This is a genomic window from Streptomyces collinus Tu 365 (genome assembly GCF_000444875.1).
Lineage (GTDB): Bacteria > Actinomycetota > Actinomycetes > Streptomycetales > Streptomycetaceae > Streptomyces > Streptomyces collinus_A.
Genome location: NC_021985.1, coordinates 1,549,490 through 1,571,467 on the forward strand (window position 1 = coordinate 1,549,490; position 21,978 = coordinate 1,571,467).

Here is a 21,978-nt window from a genome sequence, read left to right on the forward strand (position 1 = left end):
TGAGAGCCCACCGAAGAAGAGAAAACGCAGGTCAGAGCCCTCCCTGGAGCGGGTACCGGATCCCGAGCCACTGTTCGGCGTCCCACGCCTCGAAGCGTTCCAGTTCGGTGAATCCCAGTTTCGCCGCCAGGCGCATCGACGCGGTGTTGGCGGTCTGGGTGGCCAGGACCACCGGTTCGCCGGGCAGGACGCCGGCGAGCCAGTCGAGGGCCGCCGCGCAGGCCTCGGCGGCGTACCCGCGTCCCCACACCCCCGGCAGGAACAGGTAGCCGAGGTCCGCCTTGCCCGCGGCGGCCGGGCGGCGGTGCCCGGCCGCTCTCCTCAGCAGGACGTGCCCGATCATCGCCCCGTCCAGGTCGACGACGAAGCTCCCGGGCCACCGTTCGGGCACCTCCGGTGTCACGCGCTCGAGTTCGTCACGCGGTCGGGGGCCGCCGAGGTAGGTGTGCACCTCCGGCGAGGCGAGCAGCTCGATGAACACCGCACGGTCCCGGGCCTCGGGCGCACGGAGCACGAGCCTCTCCGTCCTGATCGGCTCCGGCGGCCAGGTCACGGTTCCCAGATCTTCCATCGGCGCACGCTAACAGGCCACAGAACGTCAAGTCCGATGAGCGGACGGGGTGATGGACGGTCCAGGCACCCTGCTCGATTGGGAGGACTCCTCTTCTCCTCTTCTGTACGTCCTGTACATTTTTTACAGATGCGAGGCCGTCCGAGGCCCTGTCGCGAGGAGGGGTATGCCCATGACCCGACCGTCCGCCCGCCATGTGCTCCCGGAGTTCACCGAACGCACGAGCACGGGCCCGCGCACCCTGGACCCGTACGGCAAGTTGTTCGAGAGCCGGGTCGTCTTCCTGGGGACGCCGCTCGACGACACGGCGGCGAGCGACGTCATCGCCCAGTTCATGCAGCTCGAACACGCGGCCCCGGAACAGGACATCACCCTCTACCTCAACTGCCCCGGCGGCTCGTTCGGCGCGCTGACGGCGGTCTACGACACGCTGCGGTACGTCACCTGCGACGTGCAGACCTACTGCCTGGGGCAGGCCGCGTCGGTCGCCGCCGTGCTGCTCGCGGCCGGGACACCCGGCAAACGGTTCGCCCTCCCCGGCGCACGGGTCGTCCTGCGGCAGCCGGCCCTGCGCGCACCGGCCCAGGGACAGACCGGCGACCTGCTGATCCAGGCCCGGGAACTGGTCCGGGCACGCGAACTGACGGAGGAGATGCTCGTCCGGCACACCGGGCGCGCCGCAGGGCAGGTGCACCGGGACCTGGAGCGGGATCTGGTGCTCGACGCGCCGGGCGCACTGGCGTACGGCTTGGTCGACGGCGTGGTACCGGTCCGCAGGGACACCCCCGGCACCGGGCACCTGGGGTGAGCCGCCGATGCTGCCACCGGAACTTCCGCCGCTGCCCGCGCTGACCAGGGCCGAGGGCGAGCTGATCGACCGTTACCTGGAGGCCGTGGACCTGCTGGGCCGGATCAACCCGGCCCAGGACGGGGACACCTACCGCGGACTGCGCGCGGCGCAGGCCCTGGTGCGCAAGGCGGTCGAGCTGCGCGACGCACTGACCCTGATGCACCGACGGGGCGAGACGGAGCTGCACGGGGACACGCTGGCACGCGCCCTGCGGGTGCTCGACGGCGAGCGCCGCACTGCGCGCGTCACGCTCCCGCCCGACTGCGTCGGCTGATCCGGACACATCTCCGGTCCGTGCGGGCCCCGTTGTCGACGGCTCGCGCGGGCGCGGCTTGAAACGGCCCGAACGACGTACCCACGGCCGGCGTATCTCCGAAGGTTTTTTCGGGCCCTCCGACTTGCGCGACAGGAGGGTTCCGGACCCGCTCGCGAGTACTCCGCCCCAGGTCCGGGGCTACGCGCGGGTTCTGACGGTGGCTCGAACACACCCCTGTCCACCCGAACGGGTGAGTGGTGAGTAACGCCACAAATTGCCGTTTGCGTTGGGATTTTCCGACTCCTGTGAGTGAAGATCCGTGTCTGACGACAAGCCCCCGCCACCGCGGCGGGGCGGTCCGGGCGGACGCCGAGTCCTGCCGCCGCCCGGATGACCGGTCGACAGGAGTGGATCGGCAGGAGTGGAGGACCCGAGCAAGACGGGTCGCCGGGACGGACGTTCGTCGCAGACGGACGGTCGTGCCGAGCAACCCTTGGGGTGAAGCCGCGACAAGCGGCCGGGCAACTTCGCCAGCCCGAATCCGACAGGTCATCCTTCACAGGCGGCTGACGAAGGGTTGCGCATGACTGCGCTCAATCGTGTCCCGTCGCTCATGGCCAGGGCCGGTACGGCCTCGGCCCTCACGCTTGCCGCCGTGGGCGGCTCGATCGCGGTGCCGGGCCTCTCCACCGACGCCTCCGCCGCGACGCTTGCGACGAAGGCGCTGCAGATCGCCGCGTCCAAGAAGGGCGCCCCGTATGCCTGGGGTGCCACCGGACCGCGGCGGTTCGACTGCTCGGGGCTGACGCTCTACTCGTTCAAGAAGGCCGGCAAGAAGCTGCCCCGTACGGCCGCCCAGCAGTACAACAAGACGCACCACATCTCGGCCGGGAACCGCAAGGCCGGCGACCTGGTGTTCTTCCACTCGGGGTCCAGCGTCTACCACGTGGGCATCTACGCAGGTAAGAACAAGATCTGGCACGCGCCGAGGACCGGGGCGGTGGTCCGGCTGGAGAAGATCTGGACCAGGAGCGTCTGGTACGGCCGGGTCAGCTGACCCGGGCTCAGGGCGGGAGCGGCTCCGGTAGGCGAGCCGCTCCGAGCACCGTCAGCGCCGTCCCGGCGCCTCCCCGCAGCCAGCGGGCGGCCCAGGGCGGCGCGTGGACGTTCAGCGCCCCGGAGGTCTCCAGACGGCCCTCGGCGGCCTCGAGGCCCCTTCGACGGCCCGCCGACGGCCTCTCAGAGGCCCCCTGAAACTGCGCCGGTGCGTCCGTCGGGTTCCGCTGCCCGGCACCATCACCTGAACGGGCGAGCACCTTCGCCGCGGAGCGAGGTACCCCTCCCTCAGGGCTCCCGGGCCCTCCCTGAGGGCTCCCGGGGCTACGGCTCCTGCTGGCCCGCCGTGGTGACCGGTTCGGCCGGGACGCTCCAGGGGAGTTGGATGGACACCGTCTTGCCGCCCTCGCGCGTGGGGCGGATGCGGAGTCTGCCGCCGCACTCCGCGGTCAGCCAGCGGATGATGACCATGCCGCGCCCGTTGTCCTGCTGGACGGCCGCGGGCAGTCTCTTCGGGAAGCGTGGATGGCTGTCCGTGACTCCGATCCGCAGGTGCTCGTCACGGTCCAGCGCGATGTCGACCGTGAAGGTGGGTGACTGGCCGAAGGTGTGCTGTACGGCGTTGGTGGCGAGTTCGGAGACGATGAGCCGCACGGTGTCGGCCATGTCGGTGTCCGACGGCAGGCCCCACTCCGCAAGCGTGTCCACCACGTAGGAACGCGCCGCGGAGACCGAGGCGGGATCGCTCGGCAGAGTGACGGATGCTTCCAGATGGTCTGCCATGGCGAGGTCGTCCCTTTCCCACGGGACCGCAGTCCGACGAGGAGCGGATGGTTCGAGTACGGTCCCGGACTGGTGCTGTTTCGCCAGACTGCCATCACCGGGCCGGTCGGGGGAGCGATCCACCAAGATATGCATATATCTGTCGCTCAAAGCGGTGAACTCTGCGACGCGAGACCGTATAGGGGCGGCCCGGAAGGAGTAAGGAGTTGCCCATGCAGAACGGTCCCGCGGTACGGCGCCGCAAACTGGGCGCCGAACTGCGCACGCTGCGCACCGGGACGGGGCTCACCAGTGGCGAGGCGGCCCGTCTCGTGGGCTGGCACCAGTCGAAGGTGAGCCGTATCGAGACCGGCGCCAGCGGGGTGAAACCGGCCGATGTGCGGTTACTGCTCGACGCGTACGGGGTGCGGGAGGGGCAGCGGCGCGAGTTGCTGCTGATGCTGGCGGGGGCCGAGGAGGCCGGTGGCCGCAGCCGGTGGTGGCACGCCTACCGCGGGATCCTGCCCCCCACCTACCGCGACTTCATCAGCCTGGAGTCACAGGCGAGCGGGATGCGCACCCTGGAGACGACGGTGGTTCCCGGCCTGCTGCAGACGCCCGAATACGCGCGCGCCGTGACCCGCGCGGCCGTCGGCGGGGTGGACGACGAGCGGCTCGACGCGCTGGTCGAGGTGCGGCTGGCCAGGCAGGACGTGCTGCACGCCGATCCGCCGCTGGAGCTGAGCGCCGTACTGGACGAGGCGGTGCTCAGGCGTGAGGTCGGCGGCCCCGAGGTGATGGCGCGGCAGCTGGACCGGCTGCTCGAGACCGCCCGACTGCCCCAAGTCCGGCTCCAGGTGCTGCCGTTCGACGCGGGTGCGCATGTCGGCCTCACCGGGCCTTTCGTTATCTTCTCATTTCCGAGCACTTCTGATCTGGACGTGGTTGTTCTCGACCAGTTGACGAGTAGCCTCTACCTGGAACGGAAAGAAGACCTCAAGGCCTACGCGGAGGCCTTCGACGCCCTTCGGATCCACGCCCTTTCACCCCACGACTCGTTGGATTACATCGCCGGGATAGGTGACGGCGCGTAAGGAGGCGACCATGACCGCACTGCCTCGGAACGTCCCTGCCAGTACCGACCTGCACGACGTGCGCTGGCTGCGCAGCAGCTACAGCACGGGAGCGAACAACTGTGTGGAGACGGCCCGGCCGCGCTCCGGCCCCTGGGCCGGACTGCTCGCCGTGCGCGACTCCAAGAACCCCGCGGGGCCCGCGCTGCTCTTCTCCGCGGGGAGCTGGGCCGGCTTCACGGCCACGCTCCACTGAGCCCGACCTCTGTCAGTCGACCGACCCTTACCGATCTCCGTCGATCCTGACCGATACTTACCGATACTTATCGGTCAATTCCGATCACACTCGCGCGATGCCCGGCCGTGTCACGCCGACTCATGGTCGTGTTTCGCCGATCACTCGTACAGCGCGTTCGATCTCGGCCCCGGACAGGTCCGCGCGGGCGGTCAGCCTCAGCCGTGAGATGCCGTCGGGCACGGAAGGAGGACGGAAGCAGCCCACGGCCAGGCCCGCCGTACGGCAGTCGGCCGCCCAGCGCACCGCCTGCTCCGGGGACGGAGCCCGCACGGAGACCACCGCGGCGTCCGGACGGACCGCCTCGTGACCCGCGGCGGTCAGCCGTGCGTGCAGTTCCGCGGCGACCGCGCGGGCCCTTTCCGCCCGCGCCGGTTCGCGCCGCAGCAGCCGCAGCGCCGCCAGCGCCGCCCCCGCGGCGGCCGGGGCGAGGCCCGTGTCGAAGATGAACGTCCGGGCCGCGTTGACCAGATGGTCGATCACCCGGGCAGGCCCGAGCACCGCACCGCCCTGGCTGCCCAGCGACTTCGACAGCGTCACCGTGACCACCACGTCCGGCGCGCCCGCCAGGCCGGCCGCGTACGGGGCGCCCCGCCCGCCGTCGCCCAGCACCCCGAGGCCGTGGGCGTCGTCCACCACGAGACCGGCGCCGTGCTCCCGGCACACCTCGGCCAGCGCGGCCAGCGGAGCCGCGTCCCCGTCCACGGAGAAGACGGTGTCGGAGACGACGATCGCCTCGCCCTCGTGCGTACCCAGCGCCTTGGCCACCGCCCGCGGGTCGGCGTGCCCGACCACCTGCGTGGCGCCCCGGGCCAGCCGGCAGCCGTCGATGAGGGAGGCGTGGTTGCCCGCGTCGGACACGACGAGCGAGCCGTGCGGGCCCAGCGCGGTGACCGCGGCCAGGTTGGCTGCGTAGCCGGAGGAGAAGACCAGGGCCGCCTCGAAGCCGCAGAAGTCCGCCAGCTCGCGCTCCAGCTCCGTGTGCAGCTCCGTGGTGCCGGTGACCAGACGGGAACCGGTGGAACCTCCGCCCCAGGTCCGGGCCGCGGCGGCCGCGCCCTCGGTGACCTCGGGGTGGTGCGCCAGGCCCAGGTAGTCGTTGCTCGCCAGGTCCAGCAGCGGCGAGTCGGCCGGACGCGGGCGCAGGGTCCGTACGAGTCCCGCGCGGCGGCGCGCCTCGGCCTGCTCGTCGATCCAGCCGAACGCCATGGGTCCTCCGGGGCTTTTGTAGGTAGCGGACAGACACTAGCGGCACGCCCGGCCACCCACGGTGTGGCGATACCCACACGTCGAACTGCCACTGTTGTGCAAACTCTCCTTGGCCCGGAGCGGCCCCGTAGGACAGGATCGGCTCTCATGGACCTGCTGAACACGCTGGTGGACAAGGGGCTTCGGCGCGAGCTGCCGACCCGCGAGGAAGCTCTGGCCGTGCTGGCCACCTCCGACGACGACCTGCTCGACGTGGTGGCCGCGGCCGGCAAGGTGCGCCGGCAGTGGTTCGGCCGGCGGGTGAAACTCAACTACCTGGTCAACCTGAAGTCCGGCCTGTGTCCGGAGGACTGCTCCTACTGCTCGCAGCGGCTCGGCTCCACCGCCGGCATCCTCAAGTACACCTGGCTCAAGCCCGACGAGGCCTCCGAGGCGGCGGCCGCGGGCCTGGCCGGCGGTGCCAAGCGGGTCTGCCTGGTGGCCAGCGGGCGGGGCCCGACGGACCGCGACGTGGACCGGGTCTCCGAGACGATCAGGACCATCAAGGACCAGAACGAGGGCGTCGAGGTGTGCGCCTGCCTCGGGCTGCTCTCCGACGGCCAGGCCGAGCGGCTGCGCGAGGCCGGCGCGGACGCCTACAACCACAACCTGAACACCTCCGAGGCCACCTACGAGGAGATCACCACCACCCACACGTACGCCGACCGGGTGGACACGGTGCAGAAGGCGCACGCCGCCGGTCTGTCCGCCTGCTCGGGTCTGATCGCCGGCATGGGCGAGAGCGACGAGGACCTGGTCGACGTCGTCTTCTCGCTGCGCGAACTCGACCCGGACTCGGTGCCGGTGAACTTCCTCATCCCGTTCGAGGGGACCCCGCTCGCCAAGGAGTGGAACCTCACCCCGCAGCGCTGCCTGCGCATCCTCGCGATGGTCCGCTTCGTCTGCCCGGACGTGGAGGTGCGCATCGCGGGCGGCCGCGAGGTCCATCTGCGCACGATGCAGCCGCTCGCGCTGCACCTGGCCAACTCCATCTTCCTCGGCGACTACCTGACCAGCGAGGGCCAGGCGGGCAAGGCCGACCTGGAGATGATCGCGGACGCCGGGTTCGAGGTGGAGGGCGCCGGCGAGGTCACCCTGCCGGAACACCGCGCGGCGGCCGGCCGGGGCGGCTGCGGGTCGCACGAGAGCGCCGGGTGCGGATCGCACGAGGACGAGGGCTGCGGCTCGCACGAGAGCGCCGGCTGCGGGTCCGTCTGCGGCTCGCACGACGGAGCGGACGCCCGCGCTGCGGCCGCGGTGCCCGCCGCGGCCGCCGAGCCGCGCACCGACCTCGTCGCCGTACGCCGCCGCGGCGCCGGAACGGACCTCGCGCCCAATGCCTGATCTGTCCGGCCCGGACGTGTCCGAGCTGCTGGAGCTGGACCGCCGGCACGTGTGGCACCCGTACGGTCCGATGCCCGGACGTGCCGAACCGCTCGTCGTGGAGTCGGCGAGCGGGGTCCGGCTGCGGCTCGCCGACGGTACGGGCGAGCTGGTCGACGGCATGTCCTCGTGGTGGTCGGCGATCCACGGCTACAACCACCCCGTGCTCAACGAGGCCGCGCACGAGCAGCTCGGGCGGATGAGCCACGTGATGTTCGGCGGGCTCACCCACGAGCCCGCCGTACGCCTCGCGAAGCTCCTTGTCGACATGTCGCCCGAAGGTCTCGAGCACGTGTTCCTGGCCGACTCCGGGTCGGTGTCGGTCGAGGTCGCCGTGAAGATGTGCCTCCAGTACTGGCGATCGCTCGGCCGGCCCGGCAAGCAGCGCCTGCTGACCTGGCGGGGCGGCTACCACGGCGACACCTGGCAGCCGATGTCGGTGTGCGACCCCGACGGCGGGATGCACGACCTGTGGACCGGTGTGCTCCCGCGCCAGGTCTTCGTGGGCGCGCCCCCGGCCGAGTACGAGGAGTCGTACGCCGAGCAGCTGCGCTCGGCGATCGAGCGGCACGCGGACGAGCTGGCCGCGGTGGTCGTGGAGCCGGTGGTGCAGGGCGCGGGCGGGATGCGGTTCCACTCCCCCGCGTATCTGCGGGTGCTGCGCGAGGCGTGCGACGCGCACGACGTGCTGCTGGTCTTCGACGAGATCGCCACCGGATTCGGTCGCACGGGTGAGCTGTTCGCCGCTGGGCACGTGGCCGTCACGCCCGACGTGATGTGCGTGGGCAAGGCGCTGACCGGCGGTTATCTGACGATGGCGGCCACGCTGTGCACCGCGCGGGTCGCGGACGGCATCTCGCGCGGCGAGGTGCCGGTGCTCGCCCACGGGCCCACGTTCATGGGCAATCCGCTGGCGGCCGCCGTGGCCTGCGCCTCGATCGGGCTGCTGCTCGGCCGGGACTGGCGCGCGGAGGTCGCGCGGGTCGGGGCGGGTCTGCGCGAGGGGCTCGCCCCGGCCGCGGACCTGCCGGGTGTGAAGGACGTCCGGGTGCTGGGCGCCATCGGGGTGGTCCAGCTCGACCACGACGTGGACATGGCCGCGGCCACCCGGGCCGCCGTCCGGGAGGGCGTGTGGCTGCGCCCGTTCCGCGATCTGGTCTACACGATGCCGCCCTACGTCACCGATGACGCGGACGTGGCACGGATCGCGCGCGCGGTGTGCGCCGCGGCGCGGGAGGGTTGAGATGCCGGTACTGGTGATCACGGGGACGGGTACGGAGGTCGGCAAGACCGTCACCACCGCGGCCGTCGCCGCCGCGGCGCTCGCGGCCGGGCGGTCGGTGGCCGTGCTGAAGGCCGCGCAGACCGGGGTACGGCCGGACGAGCGCGGGGACGCCGACGAGGTCGCGCGGCTCGCGGGTCCGGTGACGGCCACCGAGCTGGCCCGTTTCCCGGAGCCGCTGGCGCCGGGTACGGCGGCCCGGCGGGCCGGGATGGCCCCGGTGCATCCGCGGGAGGTGGCCGAGGCCGCGGCCAAACTGGCGACCGAGCACGACCTGGTCCTGGTCGAGGGCGCGGGCGGGCTGCTCGTACGGTTCGACGCGGCGGGCGGGACGCTGGCGGACGCGGCCCGGCTGATGGACGCGCCGGTGCTGGTGGTCGCCTCGGCGGGTCTCGGCACGCTGAACACCACGGAGCTGACGGCCCGTGAACTGCGGGCCCGTGGGCTCGAACCGGCCGGTGTGGTGATCGGCAGCTGGCCGGACGCACCCGATCTCGCCTGCCGCTGCAACGTCGCCGACCTGCCGGAGGCCGCCGGCGTCCCTCTGCTCGGCGCACTCCCCGCCGGCGCCGGCGCCCTGCCTCCCGCCGAGTTCCGCGTGCGAGCGCCGGAATGGCTGGCCCCCCGCCTCGACGGCACGTGGAACGCGGAGGCGTTCCGCGTCCGCGAGGCGGCCTGAGGGGGTTACCGGCGGGGCGGTGAGCGGCGGCCGTGGTCGGAGGGCTGGGCTCGAACGGGCCCGGCCCGCCCCCGGTGCGTGCCCCCCTCGGCGCCTCCGAGAGGCCCACGCCCGCGGCGCGAGTGGCGGGCGGGGCGCGTCGGTCGTCCGTGGGCCGTACGGACCCCTCGGCAAGGGTGGAACGGGGCTTCGCGGGGGACACTGCCGATAGGACCGACCCGTCCGGGAGGTTGCCATGCGCTTGTCGTCGGCCGGTTCCGGTGCCGCGGCACGAAGCCCCGTCCACCATCCGATCTTCGCCCGCTACTACGCCCGGTTCAGCGTCGACGCCGAGACCCGCCTCGGCATGGCGGGGATGCGCGAGCGGCTGCTCGCCGGGCTGTCCGGGCGGGTGATCGAGATCGGCGCCGGCAACGGCCTGAACTTCGCCCACTATCCGGGGGCCGTCGCGGAGGTCGTCGCCATCGAACCGGAGCCGCTGCTCCGGGGCTTGGCGCTCAGGGCCGCGCTGCGCGCCCAGGTGCCGGTCGACGTCGTCCCGGGCGCCGCGGAGGCCCTGCCCGTGAAGAGCGAGGCGTTCGACGCGGCCGTGCTGTCGCTGGTGATGTGTAGTGTGCGCGACGTGCGGCGGGCGCTGGGCGAGGTGCGGCGGGTGCTCAGACCGGGCGGCGAGGTGCGCTGGTTCGAGCACGGGCGGGGCGGCGGCCGGGTGATGACGCTGACCCAGCGCACCCTGGACCGCACGGTGTGGCCGGCCCTGACCGGCGGCTGCCATCTGTCCCGCGACCTGGTGGCCGCGCTGCGCGAGGCCGGGTTCGAACTCGGCCCGCACCGGCGGGTGCTGATGCCGGAGAAGGGCCCGCGGCTGCCCACCTCCTACTGCTCGCTCGGCGTGGCGTGGCGGCCCCCGGAACCGGCCGAGCGGTGATCACAGACTCCAGCGGCGCAGCTCACGGGCGATGTCGTCGACCCCCGCCTCGCCGCTCTTCACCAGCCGGGCGAGGTCGCGGACCTGCTCGGGCGTGGTGACCATCTTCTGGCCGCTGGCCACCAGGTAGGCGTAGGCCACGGCCGAGGCGAACAGCGCGTTGGAGCGCTCCAGCGCGGGCACGTGCAGCAGGAGCTGGAGCAGTGCGGCGGCGCGGGCGTGCGGGCTGTCGTAGACGGGCACGCCGAATATCTCGGCCCGGTGGCGGGCGACCGCGGCGACCAGCGCACCCCAGTCGGTGACCTGCGGGTCCCCGGGCGTGCGCTGCTCGGCGAGCATGAGCAGCCAGGCGAGGTCGATGCTGAGATCGCTCAAGGGATCAGCCGCGGCCCTCGCCCGCGCCGGTGCCGCGTGCCTCGGTGAACTCCTCGGCGAACACGGACTCGTACTGCCTCATGAAGTCGGCGGCGGCGTCCACGAAGGCGCGGCCGGCCTCCCCGGCGTCCTGTCTGACCAGCTCCTCGATGTAGCGGTTGACGCTCATGCCACGGGCCGTCGCGCGCTCGCGGGCCGCGCGGGCGGTGTCCTCGTCCACGCGCACGTTCAGCTGGGTCTTCGCCATGCCTCGAAGCTAGCGCCGAAGTGCTAGCAACGGCAAGCGCCGGCGCCCGGCCGGGCCCCGTTACGCCCCCGGCCCCGTTACACCCCCGGCCCCCCGTCGCCGGTCACGGGCCCTCGGCTACCGGCCCCCGGAAGGTGTCCCTTACACGCGCCCGCGTCTCGGCCCCACGAGGGATACCGGCTGTGGGGCCGGCCACACTACTCTCGGCCGGGACGAGGGAGTCGACGACCCGGGAGGCGGTCTTGTCCACAGCAGCTGCGGAGCACGCGCCGGGGCGTGCACCGGACGGCGGGATCGCGGCCCGCGCGCGCGGGCTGACCAAGGCGTACGGCTCGGGCGAGACGGCGGTGCTCGCCCTGGACTCGGTGGACGTGGACATCGCGCGCGGCCGGTTCACCGCCGTGATGGGCCCCTCGGGTTCGGGCAAGTCCACGCTGATGCACTGTCTGGCGGGCCTCGACGACGTGTCGGCCGGTCAGGTGTGGCTCGGCGACACGGAGATCACCGGTCTGAAGGAGCGGGAGCTGACCCGGCTCAGGCGGGACCGGATCGGGTTCATGTTCCAGTCGTTCAACCTCATCCCGACGCTGAACGCGGCGGAGAACATCACCCTGCCGATGAACATCGCGGGCCGCAGGCCCGACGAGAAGTGGCTGGACCAGGTCATAGACACCCTCGGGCTGCGCGCGCGGCTGACCCACCGCCCGGCCCAGCTCTCCGGCGGACAGCAGCAACGCGTCGCGTGCGCACGGGCGCTGGCCTCGCGTCCCGAGCTCATCTTCGCCGACGAGCCGACCGGAAACCTGGACTCGCGGGCGGGTCTGGAGGTCCTGGGCTTCCTGCGCGACGCCGTGGACGACCTCGGGCAGACCGTCGTGATGGTCACCCACGACCCGGGCGCCGCCGCCCACTCCGACCTGGTGCTGTTCCTCGCCGACGGGCGGATCGTGGACGAGATGGAGCGCCCGACGGCGGACGCCGTGCTCGAACGCATGAAGGCCTTCGACGCGGTGCGCGGACGGCGCGGCGGCGACGCCGGCGCCCGGGAGGACTGACCCGGTGCTGAAGGCCACCCTGCGGAGTTTCCTGGCGCACAAGGGCCGGCTCGCGCTGTCCGCGCTGGCCGTCGTCCTGTCCGTGGCGTTCGTCGCGGGCAGCCTGATCTTCTCCGACACCGTCGCCCGCACCTTCGACCGGCTGTTCGCCTCGACCTCCGCCGATGTGACCATCGTGCCGAAGGAGGACCTGAAGTCCCGGGCGCCGAGCGGCGCGGTGCGCACCGTCCCCGCGGCCCTGCGGGACCGGGTGGCGAAGGTCGACGGCGTCGCGGCGGCCCACGCGGACGTCTCGGTGCCGTACGTGGTGGTGGTCGACCGCCACGACCGGTCCGTCGGCCCGACCAGCGGCGCCCCCACGATCGCCACCTCCTGGTACGTCACCCGGCGCAGCCCGGTGAAGCTGACCTCGGGGCACGCGCCGCGCGGTGCGGGCGAGGCGCTCCTCGACGCGGACACCGCCGCCAGGAGGCACGTACGGATCGGCGACACGCTGCGGGTGCAGGCCCGGCCCGGCACGTTCCCGGTGCGGGTGGTCGGCATCGCCACGTTCACCACGACCAACCCCGGTTCCGCGCTGGTGTTCCTCGACCCCGCCGTGGCGGGCCGCGAACTGCTCGGCTCCGCCGACCGGGCCACCGGCATCTCGGTGGACGCCGCGCCCGGCGTGACCGACCGGGAGCTCAAGCGGCGCGTCGGCGAGGCGATCGGCCCCGGCCCGTACGACCTGAAGACCGCCGACGAGCGGGCCGAGTCGGCCGCGGCCGACCTCGGCGGCTTCCTCGACGTCGTCAAGTGGGTGATGCTCGGCTTCGCCGGCATCGCGGTGCTGGTCGGTGTCTTCCTGATCGTCAACACCTTCTCCATGCTGATCGCCCAGCGCACGCGGGAGCTCGGCCTGCTGCGGGCGCTCGGCGCCGACCGGCGGCAGGTGCGGCGGTCGGTGCTCACGGAGGCGGTGCTGCTCGGTGTCACCGGTTCCACCCTGGGCCTGGCGGCCGGGATCGGACTGGCGTTCGGGCTGATCCGGCTGATGGGCACGTTCGGGATGAACCTGAAGGCCACCGAGATGGTGATCGGCTGGGGCACGCCCGTGGCGGCGTACGCCGTCGGCGTCGGCGTCACGTTCGTCGCCGCCTACCTGCCCGCGCGGCGCGCGGCGGGCGTCTCGCCGATGGCCGCCCTCGCGGACGCCGAAGTCGCCGGCGTGGGCAAGCCGTTGAAGGCGCGGGCGATCACCGGAACCCTGGTGGGGGCGGTGGGCGCGGCAGCGCTCGCAGGGTGCGCGGCGGCCTCCCGGACCGGTTCGGCGGCCTCCCTGCTGGGCCTCGGCGTCGTGCTGACGCTGGTCGCGACAGTGATCGCGGGGCCGCTGCTGGTGCGGCCGGTGATCCGGGTCCTGGGCGGCGCCTTCCCGGCGCTGTTCGGACCGGTCGGCCGGATGAGCCAGCGCAACGCCCTGCGCAACCCGCGCCGCACCGGCGCCACCGCGGCCGCGCTGATGGTGGGTCTGGCGCTGGTCGGCGGCATGTCGGTGGCCAGTGCCTCCATGTCCGCGTCCTTCGACCGGCAGATCGACAAGACGCTGGGCGCCGACTTCACCGTCCAGAACGCCAACTTCATGCCGTTCACCGGGGAGATCACCGACAGGGTGCGCGGCACCGAGGGCGTATGGCTCGTGGTGCGCCAGCGGTTCGCTCCGGTGGCGGTCCGGCTGCCCGACGGCAGGCGGGTGACGACGACCGCCGCCGGCTACGACGACCGGCTCGACCAGGTCGCCCACGTCACCTACGCGGCCGGGAACACCGCCGCCGCGCTGGCCGACGGCGGCCTCGGCATGGACGCCGCCTTCGCGCGGGACCACGGGGTGCGCCTGGGCAGCGCGGTCACCGTCGGGTTCCCCGGCGGCCGTACGGCCCGGATGACGGTGGGCGCCCTCACCGACCAGGACGGCAGCGGCGGCTTCGGCTCGCAGGGCGGGCTGTTCCTCGGCATCGCAGCCGTGGAGAAGTACGTGCCCGGCGGCCAGGACGCCGCTCTGTACGTCGACAAGGCACCCGGCACCGGCGCCGACGCGCTGCGCGCGCGTCTGGAGCGGACGCTGAAGCCCTATCCGCAGGTGCAGGTCCGCGACCAGGCCGACTACAAGAAGCTGGTGCACGACCAGATCGCGGTCCTGCTCTACCTCGTCTACGCGCTGCTGGGCCTGGCGATCGTCATCGCGGTGCTCGGGGTGGTCAACACACTGGCGCTGTCGGTGGTGGAGCGCACCCGGGAGATCGGGTTGTTGCGCGCGATCGGGCTCGGCCGGCGGCAGTTGCGGCGGATGATCCGGCTGGAGTCGGTGGTGATCGCGGTGTTCGGCGCGGTCCTGGGCCTGGGGCTGGGGCTGGTGTGGGGGGTGTGCGTCCAGCAGGTGCTGGCCCTGCAGGGCATGACGGCGCTCGCGATCCCCTGGGGCACGATCGTGGCGGTCGTGGTCGGCTCGGCGGTCGTGGGCATCGTGGCGGCCCTGCTGCCGGCGCTGCGGGCGTCCCGGATGAACGTACTCGCGGCCATCGCGCACGAGTGAGGAAGCGCCGCGCGGGGCCGCCGGGGCGCGGGACCGCAAGGGCGCTTGGCCGCGAGGCCGCACGGCCGCGTTCCGGAGCGGTGCGGGCGGGGTGCTGCCGGGCACCGGGCGAGAGTCCGACAGCAGTCCGGCGGGCGTCCGCATGGTGGAATTCGCGGGCGCGAGCGGTGCCCCGTGATGGGGTGGGCGGCATGACGGAACTGCGCGTACGTGCCGCCCTGCCCGCCGACCTCGACGACGTCCTCGCCTTCTGGCGGACGGCCGCGGAGGGGACCAGCATCAGCGACGACCGCGCGGGCCTGGAGCGACTGGTCGAGCGTGATCCCGAGGCCCTGATCCTGGCCGAGCGGGAGGGGGGACTGGCCGGCACGGTGATCGCCGGTTTCGACGGCTGGCGCTGCCACCTGTACCGGCTCGCCGTCCGTCCGGAGCTGCGCAGGCAGGGGATCGGCTCGGCGCTGCTGGCGGCGGCCGAGGAGCGGTTCGTACGGCTCGGGGGGCGGCGCGGGGACGCGATGGTGCTGGTGCGCAACGAGCGGGCGCAGCACGCGTGGCGGGCGGCCGGATACGCGCCGGAGGAGCGGTGGCGGCGCTGGGTGAAGCCCCTCGCCGGCTGAGCCGCGGCGGCCCGGGGACCGGCACCCGAGGACTCTTTGCCCATCCTTTACCATTGAGGGAGCACTCGGCTCTCCATGAAAGGTTGTGAGCGTCCGCCCATGGGCGATCCTCCCGGTCCCCGACACCGCGCGATCCATCCCACCCTGTCCGACCATGGGACGGGGGTGACCCGATGACCGAAGTGCTCCTCCTCCTGGTGGCCATCCTGCTGTCGCTCGCCTGCGGCGCCTTCGTCGCGGCCGAGTTCTCGCTGACCACGGTCGAGCGCGGCGAGCTGGAGCGGGCCGCCGAGCGCGGTGAGCGCGGGGCCGCCGGCGCCCTGAAGGCCGTACGGAACCTGACGTTCCAGCTCTCCGGCGCCCAGCTCGGCATCACCGTCACCAACCTGGTGGTCGGCATGCTGGCGGAGCCGTCGATCGCGAAGCTGCTCGCCGGGCCGTTCGAGGCGATGGGCCTCACGCCCACCACGGCGAGTTCCGTCGCGCTGGTGCTGGGCACCGCCCTGTCGACCGTGTTCCTGATGGTCGTCGGCGAGCTGGTGCCCAAGAACTGGGCGATCTCCTCGCCGCTGGCCGTCGCCAAGCGGGTGGGCAGCGCCCAGCGCTGGTTCAGCGCCGCCTTCCGCCCCTTCATCACCCACCTGAACAACACCGCCAACCGGTGTGTGCGCCGCATCGGCCTGGAGCCCGCCGAGGAGCTGGCCTCCGCGCGCGGGCCCCAGGAGCTCGCGGCCCTCGCCCGGCACTCCGCCAAGGAGGGCGCCCTGGAGGCGGACACCGCCGAGCTGTTCGTCCGGACGCTGAACCTGGCCGACCTGACGGCGGAGAACGTGATGACCCCGCGCGTGCAGGTCGTCGCCCTCGACGCCCAGGCCACCTGCGAGGACGTGGCGAACGCGACCCGGGCGACCGGCCTGTCCCGGTTCCCGGTCTACCACGGCAGCCTCGACTCGGTCGTGGGCGTCGCCCACATCAAGGACGTGCTGGCGATGCCCGCGGACGAGCGGCGCCACCGCTCCGTCACCCACGTGATGCGCGAGCTGCTGCTGGTGCCCGAGTCCCTGACCGTCGACCGGCTGCTGGACCGGCTGTCCGGCAAGCGCACCATGGCCGTCGTCATCGACGAGTACGGCGGCACCGCGGGCGTGGCCACCCTGGAGGACATCGTCGAGGAGGTCGTCGGTGAGGTCCGGGACGAGCACGACCCGCACGAGACGCCCGACCTGGCGCCCGCCGGCGCCGACCAGGAGGGCCGCGCCCTGTACTCGGCGGACGGCGCGGCACGCACGGACCAGCTCGCGCGCGTGGGCCTGCGGGTCCCCGAGGGGCCGTACGAGACCCTGGCCGGTCTCGTGGCCACCGAGCTGGGCCGCATACCGGCGGTCGGTGACGTCGTCGAGGTGGCCGGCTGGCGCCTCGACGTGGTGGACGCCTCGGGGCGCCGGGCGGCCCGGGTGCTGCTGCACGCACCTCTGGACGACGAGCGGGACGACGAGCGGCACGAGAGGCGGGCCGCCGGGCGCGGCGCCGCGCGGAGCGACGGGACGAGGGAGGGGGCGCGATGACCGCCGTACAGCTGCTCATCGGACTGGCGACGCTGGTCGTGAACGCCTTCTTCGTGGGCGCGGAGTTCGCGCTGATCTCCGTGCGCCGCTCGCAGATCGAGCCGCTGGCCCAGGAGGGCGACCGGCGGGCGCGCAGCGTGCTGTGGGGCCTGGAGCACGTCTCCGCCCTGCTGGCCGCCGCCCAGCTCGGCATCACGCTGTGCACGCTGGTCCTGGGCGTGGTCGCCGAGCCGGCGATCGCGCACCTGCTGGAGCCGGTGTTCCACGCGCTCGGCGTGTCCGAGGGCGCGGGGCACGCCGTGTCCTTCGTGATCGCGCTGAGTCTGGCGACGTACCTGCACATGCTGCTGGGCGAGATGGTGCCGAAGAACATCGCGCTCGCCGAGCCGGTGCGCAGCGCGCTGCTGCTCGGCCCGCCCCTGGTCGCGCTGTCCCGGGCGCTGCGTCCGGTGATCTTCACCGTCAACGCCTTCGCGAACGGGCTGCTGAAGCTGCTCAGGGTCGAGGCGAAGAGCGAGGTCGCGGCGACCTTCACGGACGCCCAGCTCGCCGAGATCGTCAAGGACGCCAGCGAGGCCGGCCTGATCGACGACCGGGCGCAGGAGCGGCTGCACGATGCGCTGGAGCTGGGCAGCCGCCCGGTGCGGGACGTCGTGGTGCCGCTGGAACGGGTGGTCTACGCGCGCGTGGGCGTCACCCCGGAGCAGCTGGAGCGACTGTCGGCCACGTCGGGCTTCTCCCGTTTCCCGGTGGTCGACGAGGGCCGCAGGATCGTGGGCTACCTGCACGTCAAGGACGCCCTGGACGCCTCGCCCCGGGACATGCCGTTCCGGCTGCGGGACATGCGGTCCATCGCGCGTGTGCGGGAGACCACCCCGCTGGACGACGTGCTCACCGCGATGCGCGGCAGCCGTACGCACGTGGCGGCCGTCCTCGGCGAGGACGGGCGGCTGGCCGGCCTGGTGACCATGGAGGACGTGCTGCGGCAGCTGTTCGGCCAGCCCGCGTGAGGGCGGCGGCCGGGGGCGGCCCTGGGTGCGTTCGAGGGCGACCGACCGACGGGTATGCCGCCGGGATACCATCTCTGTCGCCATGCACACGAATCCCACACCTCCCCCGTACTCCAGCCTGGTCGCGGTCGGCGACTCCTTCACCGAGGGCATGTCGGACCTGCTCCCCGACGGCTCCTACCGGGGCTGGGCCGATCTCCTCGCCGCGCGGATGGCCGTTCGCACCCCCGGGTTCCGGTACGCCAACCTCGCCGTGCGCGGGAAGCTGATCGGGCAGATCGTCGACGAGCAGGTGCCCGTGGCGGCGGCGATGAACGCCGATGTGATCACCCTCGTCGGCGGGCTCAACGACACCCTGCGTCCCAAGTGCGACATGGGCCGGGTGCGCGGTCTGCTGACCGAGGCGGTGGAACGCCTCGCCCCGTCGTGCCGGCAGCTCGTGCTGATGCGCAGCCCGGGCCGCCAGGGACCGGTGCTGGAGCGGTTCAGGCCGCGCATGGAGGAGCTGTTCGGCGTCGTCGACGAGCTGGCGGCCAAGCACGGCGCCCTGGTGGTCGACCTGTACGGGGCGCCGTCCCTGGCCGACCCGCGGCTGTGGGACGTGGACCGGCTGCACCTGACCGCCGAGGGCCACCGCCGGGTCGCCGAGGCCGTATGGCAGACGCTCGGCCACGAGGCCGAGGACAGCGAGTGGCACACCCCGATGCCCGCCACACCGCCGCCCGGCTGGGCGACGCGCCGGGTGGCGGACGTGCGGTTCGCCCGGCAGCATCTGCTGCCCTGGATAGGACGGCGCCTGACCGGGCGTTCCTCCGGCGACGGCCGCCCGGCGAAGCGGCCCGAGCTGCTGCCGTACGAGACGCGGTCGTAGCCCCGCCGTCCGTCCGGGAGGACGTGGCGCGCGTCTCGTAGCTTCCGCCGAACAACCCCATGGCGCTGGCCTGCACGAATCGCCAGTAGAATCCGTCTACGTGACTTCAGCGCCCGCCAAGCCCCGCATCCCGAACGTCCTCGCCGGACGCTACGCCTCCGCCGAGCTCGCCACGCTCTGGTCGCCCGAGCAGAAGGTGAAGCTGGAGCGGCAGCTCTGGCTCGCCGTCCTGCGGGCCCAGAAGGACCTCGGCATCGAGGTGCCGGACGCGGCGCTCGCCGACTACGAGCGTGTCCTCGACACCGTCGACCTGACCTCGATCGCCGAGCGCGAGAAGGTCACCCGGCACGACGTCAAGGCACGGATCGAGGAGTTCAACGACCTCGCCGGGCACGAGCACGTGCACAAGGGCATGACCTCCCGCGACCTCACCGAGAACGTCGAGCAGCTGCAGATCCGGCTGTCGCTGGAGCTGATGCGCGACCGTACGGTGGCCGTCCTGGCGCGTCTGGGCAAGCTGGCGGGCGAGTACGCCGAGCTGGTGATGGCCGGCCGCTCGCACAACGTCGCCGCGCAGGCCACCACGCTCGGCAAGCGGTTCGCGACCGCCGCCGACGAGCTGCTCGTGGCGTACAGCCGGGTCGAGGAGCTGCTCGGCCGCTACCCGCTGCGCGGCATCAAGGGCCCGGTCGGCACGGCGCAGGACATGCTGGACCTGCTCGGCGGCGACGCGTCGAAGCTCGCCGAGCTGGAGGACCGCATCGCGGGTCACCTGGGCTTCTCCCAGGCGTTCACCTCGGTCGGCCAGGTCTACCCGCGCTCGCTGGACTACGAGGTCGTCACCGCCCTGGTGCAGCTCGCCGCGGCGCCGTCGTCGCTGGCCAAGACGGTCCGCCTGATGGCGGGCCACGAGCTGGTCACCGAGGGCTTCAAGCCCGGCCAGGTCGGCTCCTCGGCGATGCCGCACAAGATGAACACCCGCTCCTGCGAGCGCGTCAACGGCCTGATGGTGATCCTGCGCGGCTACGCGTCGATGACCGGCGAGCTGGCGGGCGACCAGTGGAACGAGGGCGACGTGTCCTGCTCGGTGGTGCGCCGGGTCGCGCTGCCGGACGCGTTCTTCGCCCTCGACGGCCTGCTGGAGACGTTCCTGACCGTGCTCGACGAGTTCGGCGCCTTCCCGGCCGTCGTCGCCCGTGAGCTGGACCGCTACCTGCCGTTCCTCGCCACCACGAAGGTGCTCATGGGCGCCGTGCGGGCCGGCGTCGGGCGTGAGGTCGCGCACGAGGCGATCAAGGAGAACGCCGTGGCCACCGCGCTCGCCATGCGCGAGCAGGGCGCCGAGCGCAACGACCTGCTGGACAAGCTCGCCGCCGACGAGCGGCTGCCGCTCGACCGCGAGCAGCTCGCGGCCCTGATGGCGGACAAGCTGTCCTTCACCGGCGCCGCCGCCGCCCAGGTCGGTGTCGTCGTCGGCCGGATCGACGAGATCGTCAAGCAGCACCCGGAGGCCGCCGGCTACACCCCCGGAGCGATCCTCTGACCCGGTTCACCCGGGCGGACCTGGAGGCCGCCCGCGACCGCCTCGTCCCGGACGTGGTCGCGGACGGCCTGCGTGTGCTCTTCTGCGGCATCAACCCCGGCTTGATGACGGCGGCCACGGGCCATCACTTCGCCCGTCCCGGCAACCGTTTCTGGCCGGTGCTGCATCTGTCCGGCTTCACGCCGAGGCTGCTGAAGCCCGCCGAGCAGCGGGAGCTGCTGACCTACGGGCTGGGGATCACGAACGTGGTGGCGCGGGCGACCGCGCGGGCCGACGAGCTGAGCGCCGAGGAGTACGTCGAGGGCGGCCGGCTGCTGACGGCCAAGGTGTCGCGGTGGCGGCCGGGGTGGCTGGCCGTGGTCGGTGTGACCGCCTACCGGGCCGCGTTCGGGGACCGCGGGGCCCAGGTCGGTCCGCAGGAGCGGATGATCGGGGACGCCCGGGTGTGGGTGCTGCCCAATCCCAGCGGGCTGAACGCGCACTGGACGGCGGCGACGATGGCGCGGGAGTTCGCGCGGCTGCGGGAAGCGGCGGGCGCGGCGGATCAGGGCGGATCGGTGTCCGTCACGACGCCCAGGAGCTGAAGGGGCAGCTCCCGGCCGCCCTGGGACACGCCGAGGGCGACCCACCGGCCCGAGTCCGCCGCCTCCCAAAGGTGCAGGTCGGGCACGTGCGCGCTGAGGCCGGCCCACGGTTCGCCGACCTCGTCGCCCTCCATCGCCCGGACGAGGGCCCCGCGCAGGCTGAAGCGGTGGGCGGGACCCCAACGCTCCGTCAGCCGCTCGGCCAGTCCGTCCCGGTCGGCCTCGTACTGGGCCGCCGTCTCCTCCCACTCCGTGCCGTCGTCGTCCCAGAAGCCGTCGCTGGTCCGTAAGGCGGCTATGTGGAACCCGGGGCCGCTCTCGCCGTGCTCCGACCTGCCGTGCGCGGCCGGGAACTCCCGGGCGCACAGCACGTCTATGAGGGTCAGGCACTTCGCGATGTCCATGTGATCCAGTAAACCGGCCGCCACTGACAATTGGCGTGCCGTCAGGCGTCCCTGCGGCGCAGGCTCCCCAGCCCGGCGAACAGCGCGGCCGCCGCCCACAACGCGGTCACCCCGAGCCCGGTCCAGGGTCCGAGGGCACCGTCCCAGGCGCTGTGCAGGACCACTTGGCCGGCCCGGTCGGGCAGCAGGTCGGCGACGCCCGAGGACATGTCGCCGATGACGAAGGACACGATCAGCAGGAACGGGATCAGCACGGAGAGGGTCGCGACGCCACTGCGCAGCACGGCCGCGATGCCGGCGCCGAACAGGGCCATCAGCGTGAGGTGCAGGCCGCAGCCGACGGCGCCGCGCAGGCCCTCGGCCCAGCCCGGGCCCGAGGCGCCGAGCACGGCCTTGCCGACCAGCAGCGTGATCAGGCCGGTGAACCATCCGACGGCGAGCACGGGCAGCGCGATCGCCGTCGCCTTGGCGGCGAACCAGCGCCGGCGGTCGGGCACGGCCGCCAGGGACAGCCGCAGCGCGCCGCCCCGGAACTCGGCGGACAGGGCCGTCGTACCGAAGGCGATCGCGGCGATCTGGCCGAAGCTGACGCCGAAGAACGCCGAGAACAGCGGGTCCGTGCCGTCGGCGTCGGCGGCGGCCAGCGCCGAGAACGCGGTGGTGACGACCGGGATCGCGGCGAGGCCGCCGACGAGCGAGGGCAGCGTCCGGACCTTGATCCACTCGGCGTGCAGAGCGGGGGCGAACGACAT

The 21,978-nt window shown here is 73.0% G+C and carries 24 protein-coding genes and 1 riboswitch; of the genes, 17 read left to right on the forward strand and 7 right to left on the reverse strand.

The features are described 5' to 3' along the window. Positions 1-31: 31 nt before the first annotated feature. Positions 32-571: a GNAT family N-acetyltransferase gene (locus B446_RS06390; protein ID WP_043474895.1), complete on the reverse strand. Its 540-nt coding sequence runs from the start codon at positions 569-571 to the stop codon at positions 32-34. Positions 572-743: 172 nt separating this feature from the next. Between B446_RS06390 and B446_RS06395 the strand changes: the two genes are divergently transcribed. The 3 genes from B446_RS06395 (at position 744) to B446_RS06405 (ending at position 2,734) form a co-directional block, all read left to right on the forward strand. After that, positions 744-1,379, forward strand: a complete 636-nt coding sequence (locus B446_RS06395; RefSeq protein WP_020938603.1) for an ATP-dependent Clp protease proteolytic subunit — start codon at positions 744-746, stop codon at positions 1,377-1,379. Between the two features lie 7 nt (positions 1,380-1,386). Beyond that, positions 1,387-1,695, forward strand: a complete 309-nt coding sequence (locus tag B446_RS06400; protein ID WP_020938604.1) for a hypothetical protein — start codon at positions 1,387-1,389, stop codon at positions 1,693-1,695. 433 nt (positions 1,696-2,128) lie between these two features. Then, positions 2,129-2,258: riboswitch (cyclic di-AMP (ydaO/yuaA leader) on the forward strand. 2 nt (positions 2,259-2,260) lie between these two features. After that, on the forward strand, positions 2,261-2,734 hold the full coding sequence (locus B446_RS06405) for a C40 family peptidase (protein WP_020938605.1): 474 nt from the start codon (positions 2,261-2,263) through the stop codon (positions 2,732-2,734). 323 nt (positions 2,735-3,057) lie between these two features. On the opposite strand, the gene B446_RS06410 is transcribed toward B446_RS06405, so the two are convergent. Next, the gene (locus tag B446_RS06410) at positions 3,058-3,516 is read right to left on the reverse strand and encodes an ATP-binding protein (RefSeq protein WP_020938606.1); all 459 of its coding nucleotides are present in this window, start codon (positions 3,514-3,516) and stop codon (positions 3,058-3,060) included. Between the two features lie 212 nt (positions 3,517-3,728). Here B446_RS06410 and B446_RS06415 point away from each other — a divergent pair, with 212 nt between their 5' ends. Both B446_RS06415 and B446_RS06420 read left to right on the forward strand, forming a co-directional pair. Continuing rightward, positions 3,729-4,589, forward strand: coding sequence for a helix-turn-helix domain-containing protein (locus tag B446_RS06415; RefSeq protein ID WP_020938607.1), 861 nt, complete (start codon positions 3,729-3,731; stop codon positions 4,587-4,589). Positions 4,590-4,599: 10 nt separating this feature from the next. Beyond that, complete coding sequence (locus B446_RS06420; RefSeq protein ID WP_020938608.1) at positions 4,600-4,824, forward strand: DUF397 domain-containing protein; 225 nt, start codon at positions 4,600-4,602, stop codon at positions 4,822-4,824. A 120-nt stretch (positions 4,825-4,944) separates the two neighbouring features. Here B446_RS06420 and B446_RS06425 read toward each other — a convergent pair whose 3' ends face one another. Beyond that, complete coding sequence (locus tag B446_RS06425; RefSeq protein WP_020938609.1) at positions 4,945-6,072, reverse strand: 8-amino-7-oxononanoate synthase; 1,128 nt, start codon at positions 6,070-6,072, stop codon at positions 4,945-4,947. A gap of 147 nt (positions 6,073-6,219) precedes the next feature. On the opposite strand from B446_RS06425, the gene bioB reads away from it, so the two are divergent. From bioB to B446_RS06445, 4 genes are all read left to right on the forward strand, one after another. Beyond that, on the forward strand, positions 6,220-7,455 hold the full coding sequence (bioB, locus tag B446_RS06430) for a biotin synthase BioB (RefSeq protein ID WP_020938610.1): 1,236 nt from the start codon (positions 6,220-6,222) through the stop codon (positions 7,453-7,455). After that, complete coding sequence (locus B446_RS06435; protein WP_020938611.1) at positions 7,448-8,737, forward strand: adenosylmethionine--8-amino-7-oxononanoate transaminase; 1,290 nt, start codon at positions 7,448-7,450, stop codon at positions 8,735-8,737. Before bioB ends, B446_RS06435 begins: the two co-directional genes overlap by 8 nt. Position 8,738: 1 nt before the next feature. After that, positions 8,739-9,455: a dethiobiotin synthase gene (gene bioD / locus B446_RS06440; protein ID WP_020938612.1), complete on the forward strand. Its 717-nt coding sequence runs from the start codon at positions 8,739-8,741 to the stop codon at positions 9,453-9,455. Positions 9,456-9,690: 235 nt separating this feature from the next. Then, positions 9,691-10,383, forward strand: a complete 693-nt coding sequence (locus B446_RS06445; RefSeq protein WP_020938613.1) for a class I SAM-dependent methyltransferase — start codon at positions 9,691-9,693, stop codon at positions 10,381-10,383. On the opposite strand, the gene B446_RS06450 is transcribed toward B446_RS06445, so the two are convergent. Further along, positions 10,384-10,758 carry a hypothetical protein gene (locus tag B446_RS06450; protein ID WP_020938614.1) on the reverse strand — a complete coding sequence of 125 codons (375 nt, stop codon included), beginning with the start codon at positions 10,756-10,758 and terminating at the stop codon, positions 10,384-10,386. A 4-nt stretch (positions 10,759-10,762) separates the two neighbouring features. Continuing rightward, entirely contained in the window at positions 10,763-11,005 is a 243-nt protein-coding gene (locus B446_RS06455) for a toxin-antitoxin system HicB family antitoxin (protein ID WP_020938615.1), read from the reverse strand. 242 nt (positions 11,006-11,247) lie between these two features. On the opposite strand from B446_RS06455, the gene B446_RS06460 reads away from it, so the two are divergent. The 8 genes from B446_RS06460 to mug all read left to right on the forward strand — a co-directional run bounded on the left by B446_RS06460 (position 11,248) and on the right by mug (position 20,822). Next, complete coding sequence (locus tag B446_RS06460; protein WP_020938616.1) at positions 11,248-12,060, forward strand: ABC transporter ATP-binding protein; 813 nt, start codon at positions 11,248-11,250, stop codon at positions 12,058-12,060. Between the two features lie 4 nt (positions 12,061-12,064). Continuing rightward, entirely contained in the window at positions 12,065-14,632 is a 2,568-nt protein-coding gene (locus B446_RS06465; protein WP_020938617.1) for an ABC transporter permease, read from the forward strand. A gap of 191 nt (positions 14,633-14,823) precedes the next feature. Beyond that, on the forward strand, positions 14,824-15,249 hold the full coding sequence (locus B446_RS06470) for a GNAT family N-acetyltransferase (protein ID WP_020938618.1): 426 nt from the start codon (positions 14,824-14,826) through the stop codon (positions 15,247-15,249). Positions 15,250-15,422: 173 nt separating this feature from the next. Then, positions 15,423-16,814 (forward strand): hemolysin family protein, encoded by a 1,392-nt coding sequence (locus B446_RS06475; protein ID WP_020938619.1) that lies wholly within the window; start codon positions 15,423-15,425, stop codon positions 16,812-16,814. Further along, a complete protein-coding gene (locus tag B446_RS06480; RefSeq protein ID WP_020938620.1) occupies positions 16,811-17,824 on the forward strand; it encodes a hemolysin family protein in 1,014 nt (337 codons plus the stop codon). Before B446_RS06475 ends, B446_RS06480 begins: the two co-directional genes overlap by 4 nt. 82 nt (positions 17,825-17,906) lie before the next feature. After that, positions 17,907-18,695 (forward strand): SGNH/GDSL hydrolase family protein, encoded by a 789-nt coding sequence (locus B446_RS06485; protein ID WP_020938621.1) that lies wholly within the window; start codon positions 17,907-17,909, stop codon positions 18,693-18,695. A gap of 100 nt (positions 18,696-18,795) precedes the next feature. After that, positions 18,796-20,238, forward strand: coding sequence for an adenylosuccinate lyase (gene purB / locus B446_RS06490; RefSeq protein ID WP_020938622.1), 1,443 nt, complete (start codon positions 18,796-18,798; stop codon positions 20,236-20,238). Beyond that, complete coding sequence (gene mug, locus B446_RS06495; RefSeq protein WP_193384527.1) at positions 20,235-20,822, forward strand: G/U mismatch-specific DNA glycosylase; 588 nt, start codon at positions 20,235-20,237, stop codon at positions 20,820-20,822. Before purB ends, mug begins: the two co-directional genes overlap by 4 nt. On the opposite strand, the gene B446_RS06500 is transcribed toward mug, so the two are convergent. After that, positions 20,783-21,226: a hypothetical protein gene (locus B446_RS06500; RefSeq protein WP_020938624.1), complete on the reverse strand. Its 444-nt coding sequence runs from the start codon at positions 21,224-21,226 to the stop codon at positions 20,783-20,785. The two genes, mug and B446_RS06500, sit on opposite strands and share 40 nt — an antisense overlap. Before the next feature lie 41 nt (positions 21,227-21,267). Beyond that, positions 21,268-21,978 (reverse strand): ABC transporter permease subunit, encoded by a 711-nt coding sequence (locus B446_RS06505; protein WP_020938625.1) that lies wholly within the window; start codon positions 21,976-21,978, stop codon positions 21,268-21,270.

Coding starts and splice junctions, on each gene's coding strand:
- B446_RS06390 (WP_043474895.1), bottom strand. CDS start 571: ATGGAAGATCTGGGAACCGTGACCTGGCCGCCGGAGCCGATCAGGACG.
- B446_RS06395 (WP_020938603.1), top strand. CDS start 744: ATGACCCGACCGTCCGCCCGCCATGTGCTCCCGGAGTTCACCGAACGC.
- B446_RS06400 (WP_020938604.1), top strand. CDS start 1,387: ATGCTGCCACCGGAACTTCCGCCGCTGCCCGCGCTGACCAGGGCCGAG.
- B446_RS06405 (WP_020938605.1), top strand. CDS start 2,261: ATGACTGCGCTCAATCGTGTCCCGTCGCTCATGGCCAGGGCCGGTACG.
- B446_RS06410 (WP_020938606.1), bottom strand. CDS start 3,516: ATGGCAGACCATCTGGAAGCATCCGTCACTCTGCCGAGCGATCCCGCC.
- B446_RS06415 (WP_020938607.1), top strand. CDS start 3,729: ATGCAGAACGGTCCCGCGGTACGGCGCCGCAAACTGGGCGCCGAACTG.
- B446_RS06420 (WP_020938608.1), top strand. CDS start 4,600: ATGACCGCACTGCCTCGGAACGTCCCTGCCAGTACCGACCTGCACGAC.
- B446_RS06425 (WP_020938609.1), bottom strand. CDS start 6,072: ATGGCGTTCGGCTGGATCGACGAGCAGGCCGAGGCGCGCCGCCGCGCG.
- bioB (WP_020938610.1), top strand. CDS start 6,220: ATGGACCTGCTGAACACGCTGGTGGACAAGGGGCTTCGGCGCGAGCTG.
- B446_RS06435 (WP_020938611.1), top strand. CDS start 7,448: ATGCCTGATCTGTCCGGCCCGGACGTGTCCGAGCTGCTGGAGCTGGAC.
- bioD (WP_020938612.1), top strand. CDS start 8,739: ATGCCGGTACTGGTGATCACGGGGACGGGTACGGAGGTCGGCAAGACC.
- B446_RS06445 (WP_020938613.1), top strand. CDS start 9,691: ATGCGCTTGTCGTCGGCCGGTTCCGGTGCCGCGGCACGAAGCCCCGTC.
- B446_RS06455 (WP_020938615.1), bottom strand. CDS start 11,005: ATGGCGAAGACCCAGCTGAACGTGCGCGTGGACGAGGACACCGCCCGC.
- B446_RS06470 (WP_020938618.1), top strand. CDS start 14,824: ATGACGGAACTGCGCGTACGTGCCGCCCTGCCCGCCGACCTCGACGAC.
- B446_RS06475 (WP_020938619.1), top strand. CDS start 15,423: ATGACCGAAGTGCTCCTCCTCCTGGTGGCCATCCTGCTGTCGCTCGCC.
- B446_RS06480 (WP_020938620.1), top strand. CDS start 16,811: ATGACCGCCGTACAGCTGCTCATCGGACTGGCGACGCTGGTCGTGAAC.
- B446_RS06485 (WP_020938621.1), top strand. CDS start 17,907: ATGCACACGAATCCCACACCTCCCCCGTACTCCAGCCTGGTCGCGGTC.
- B446_RS06500 (WP_020938624.1), bottom strand. CDS start 21,226: ATGGACATCGCGAAGTGCCTGACCCTCATAGACGTGCTGTGCGCCCGG.
- B446_RS06505 (WP_020938625.1), bottom strand. CDS start 21,978: ATGTCGTTCGCCCCCGCTCTGCACGCCGAGTGGATCAAGGTCCGGACG.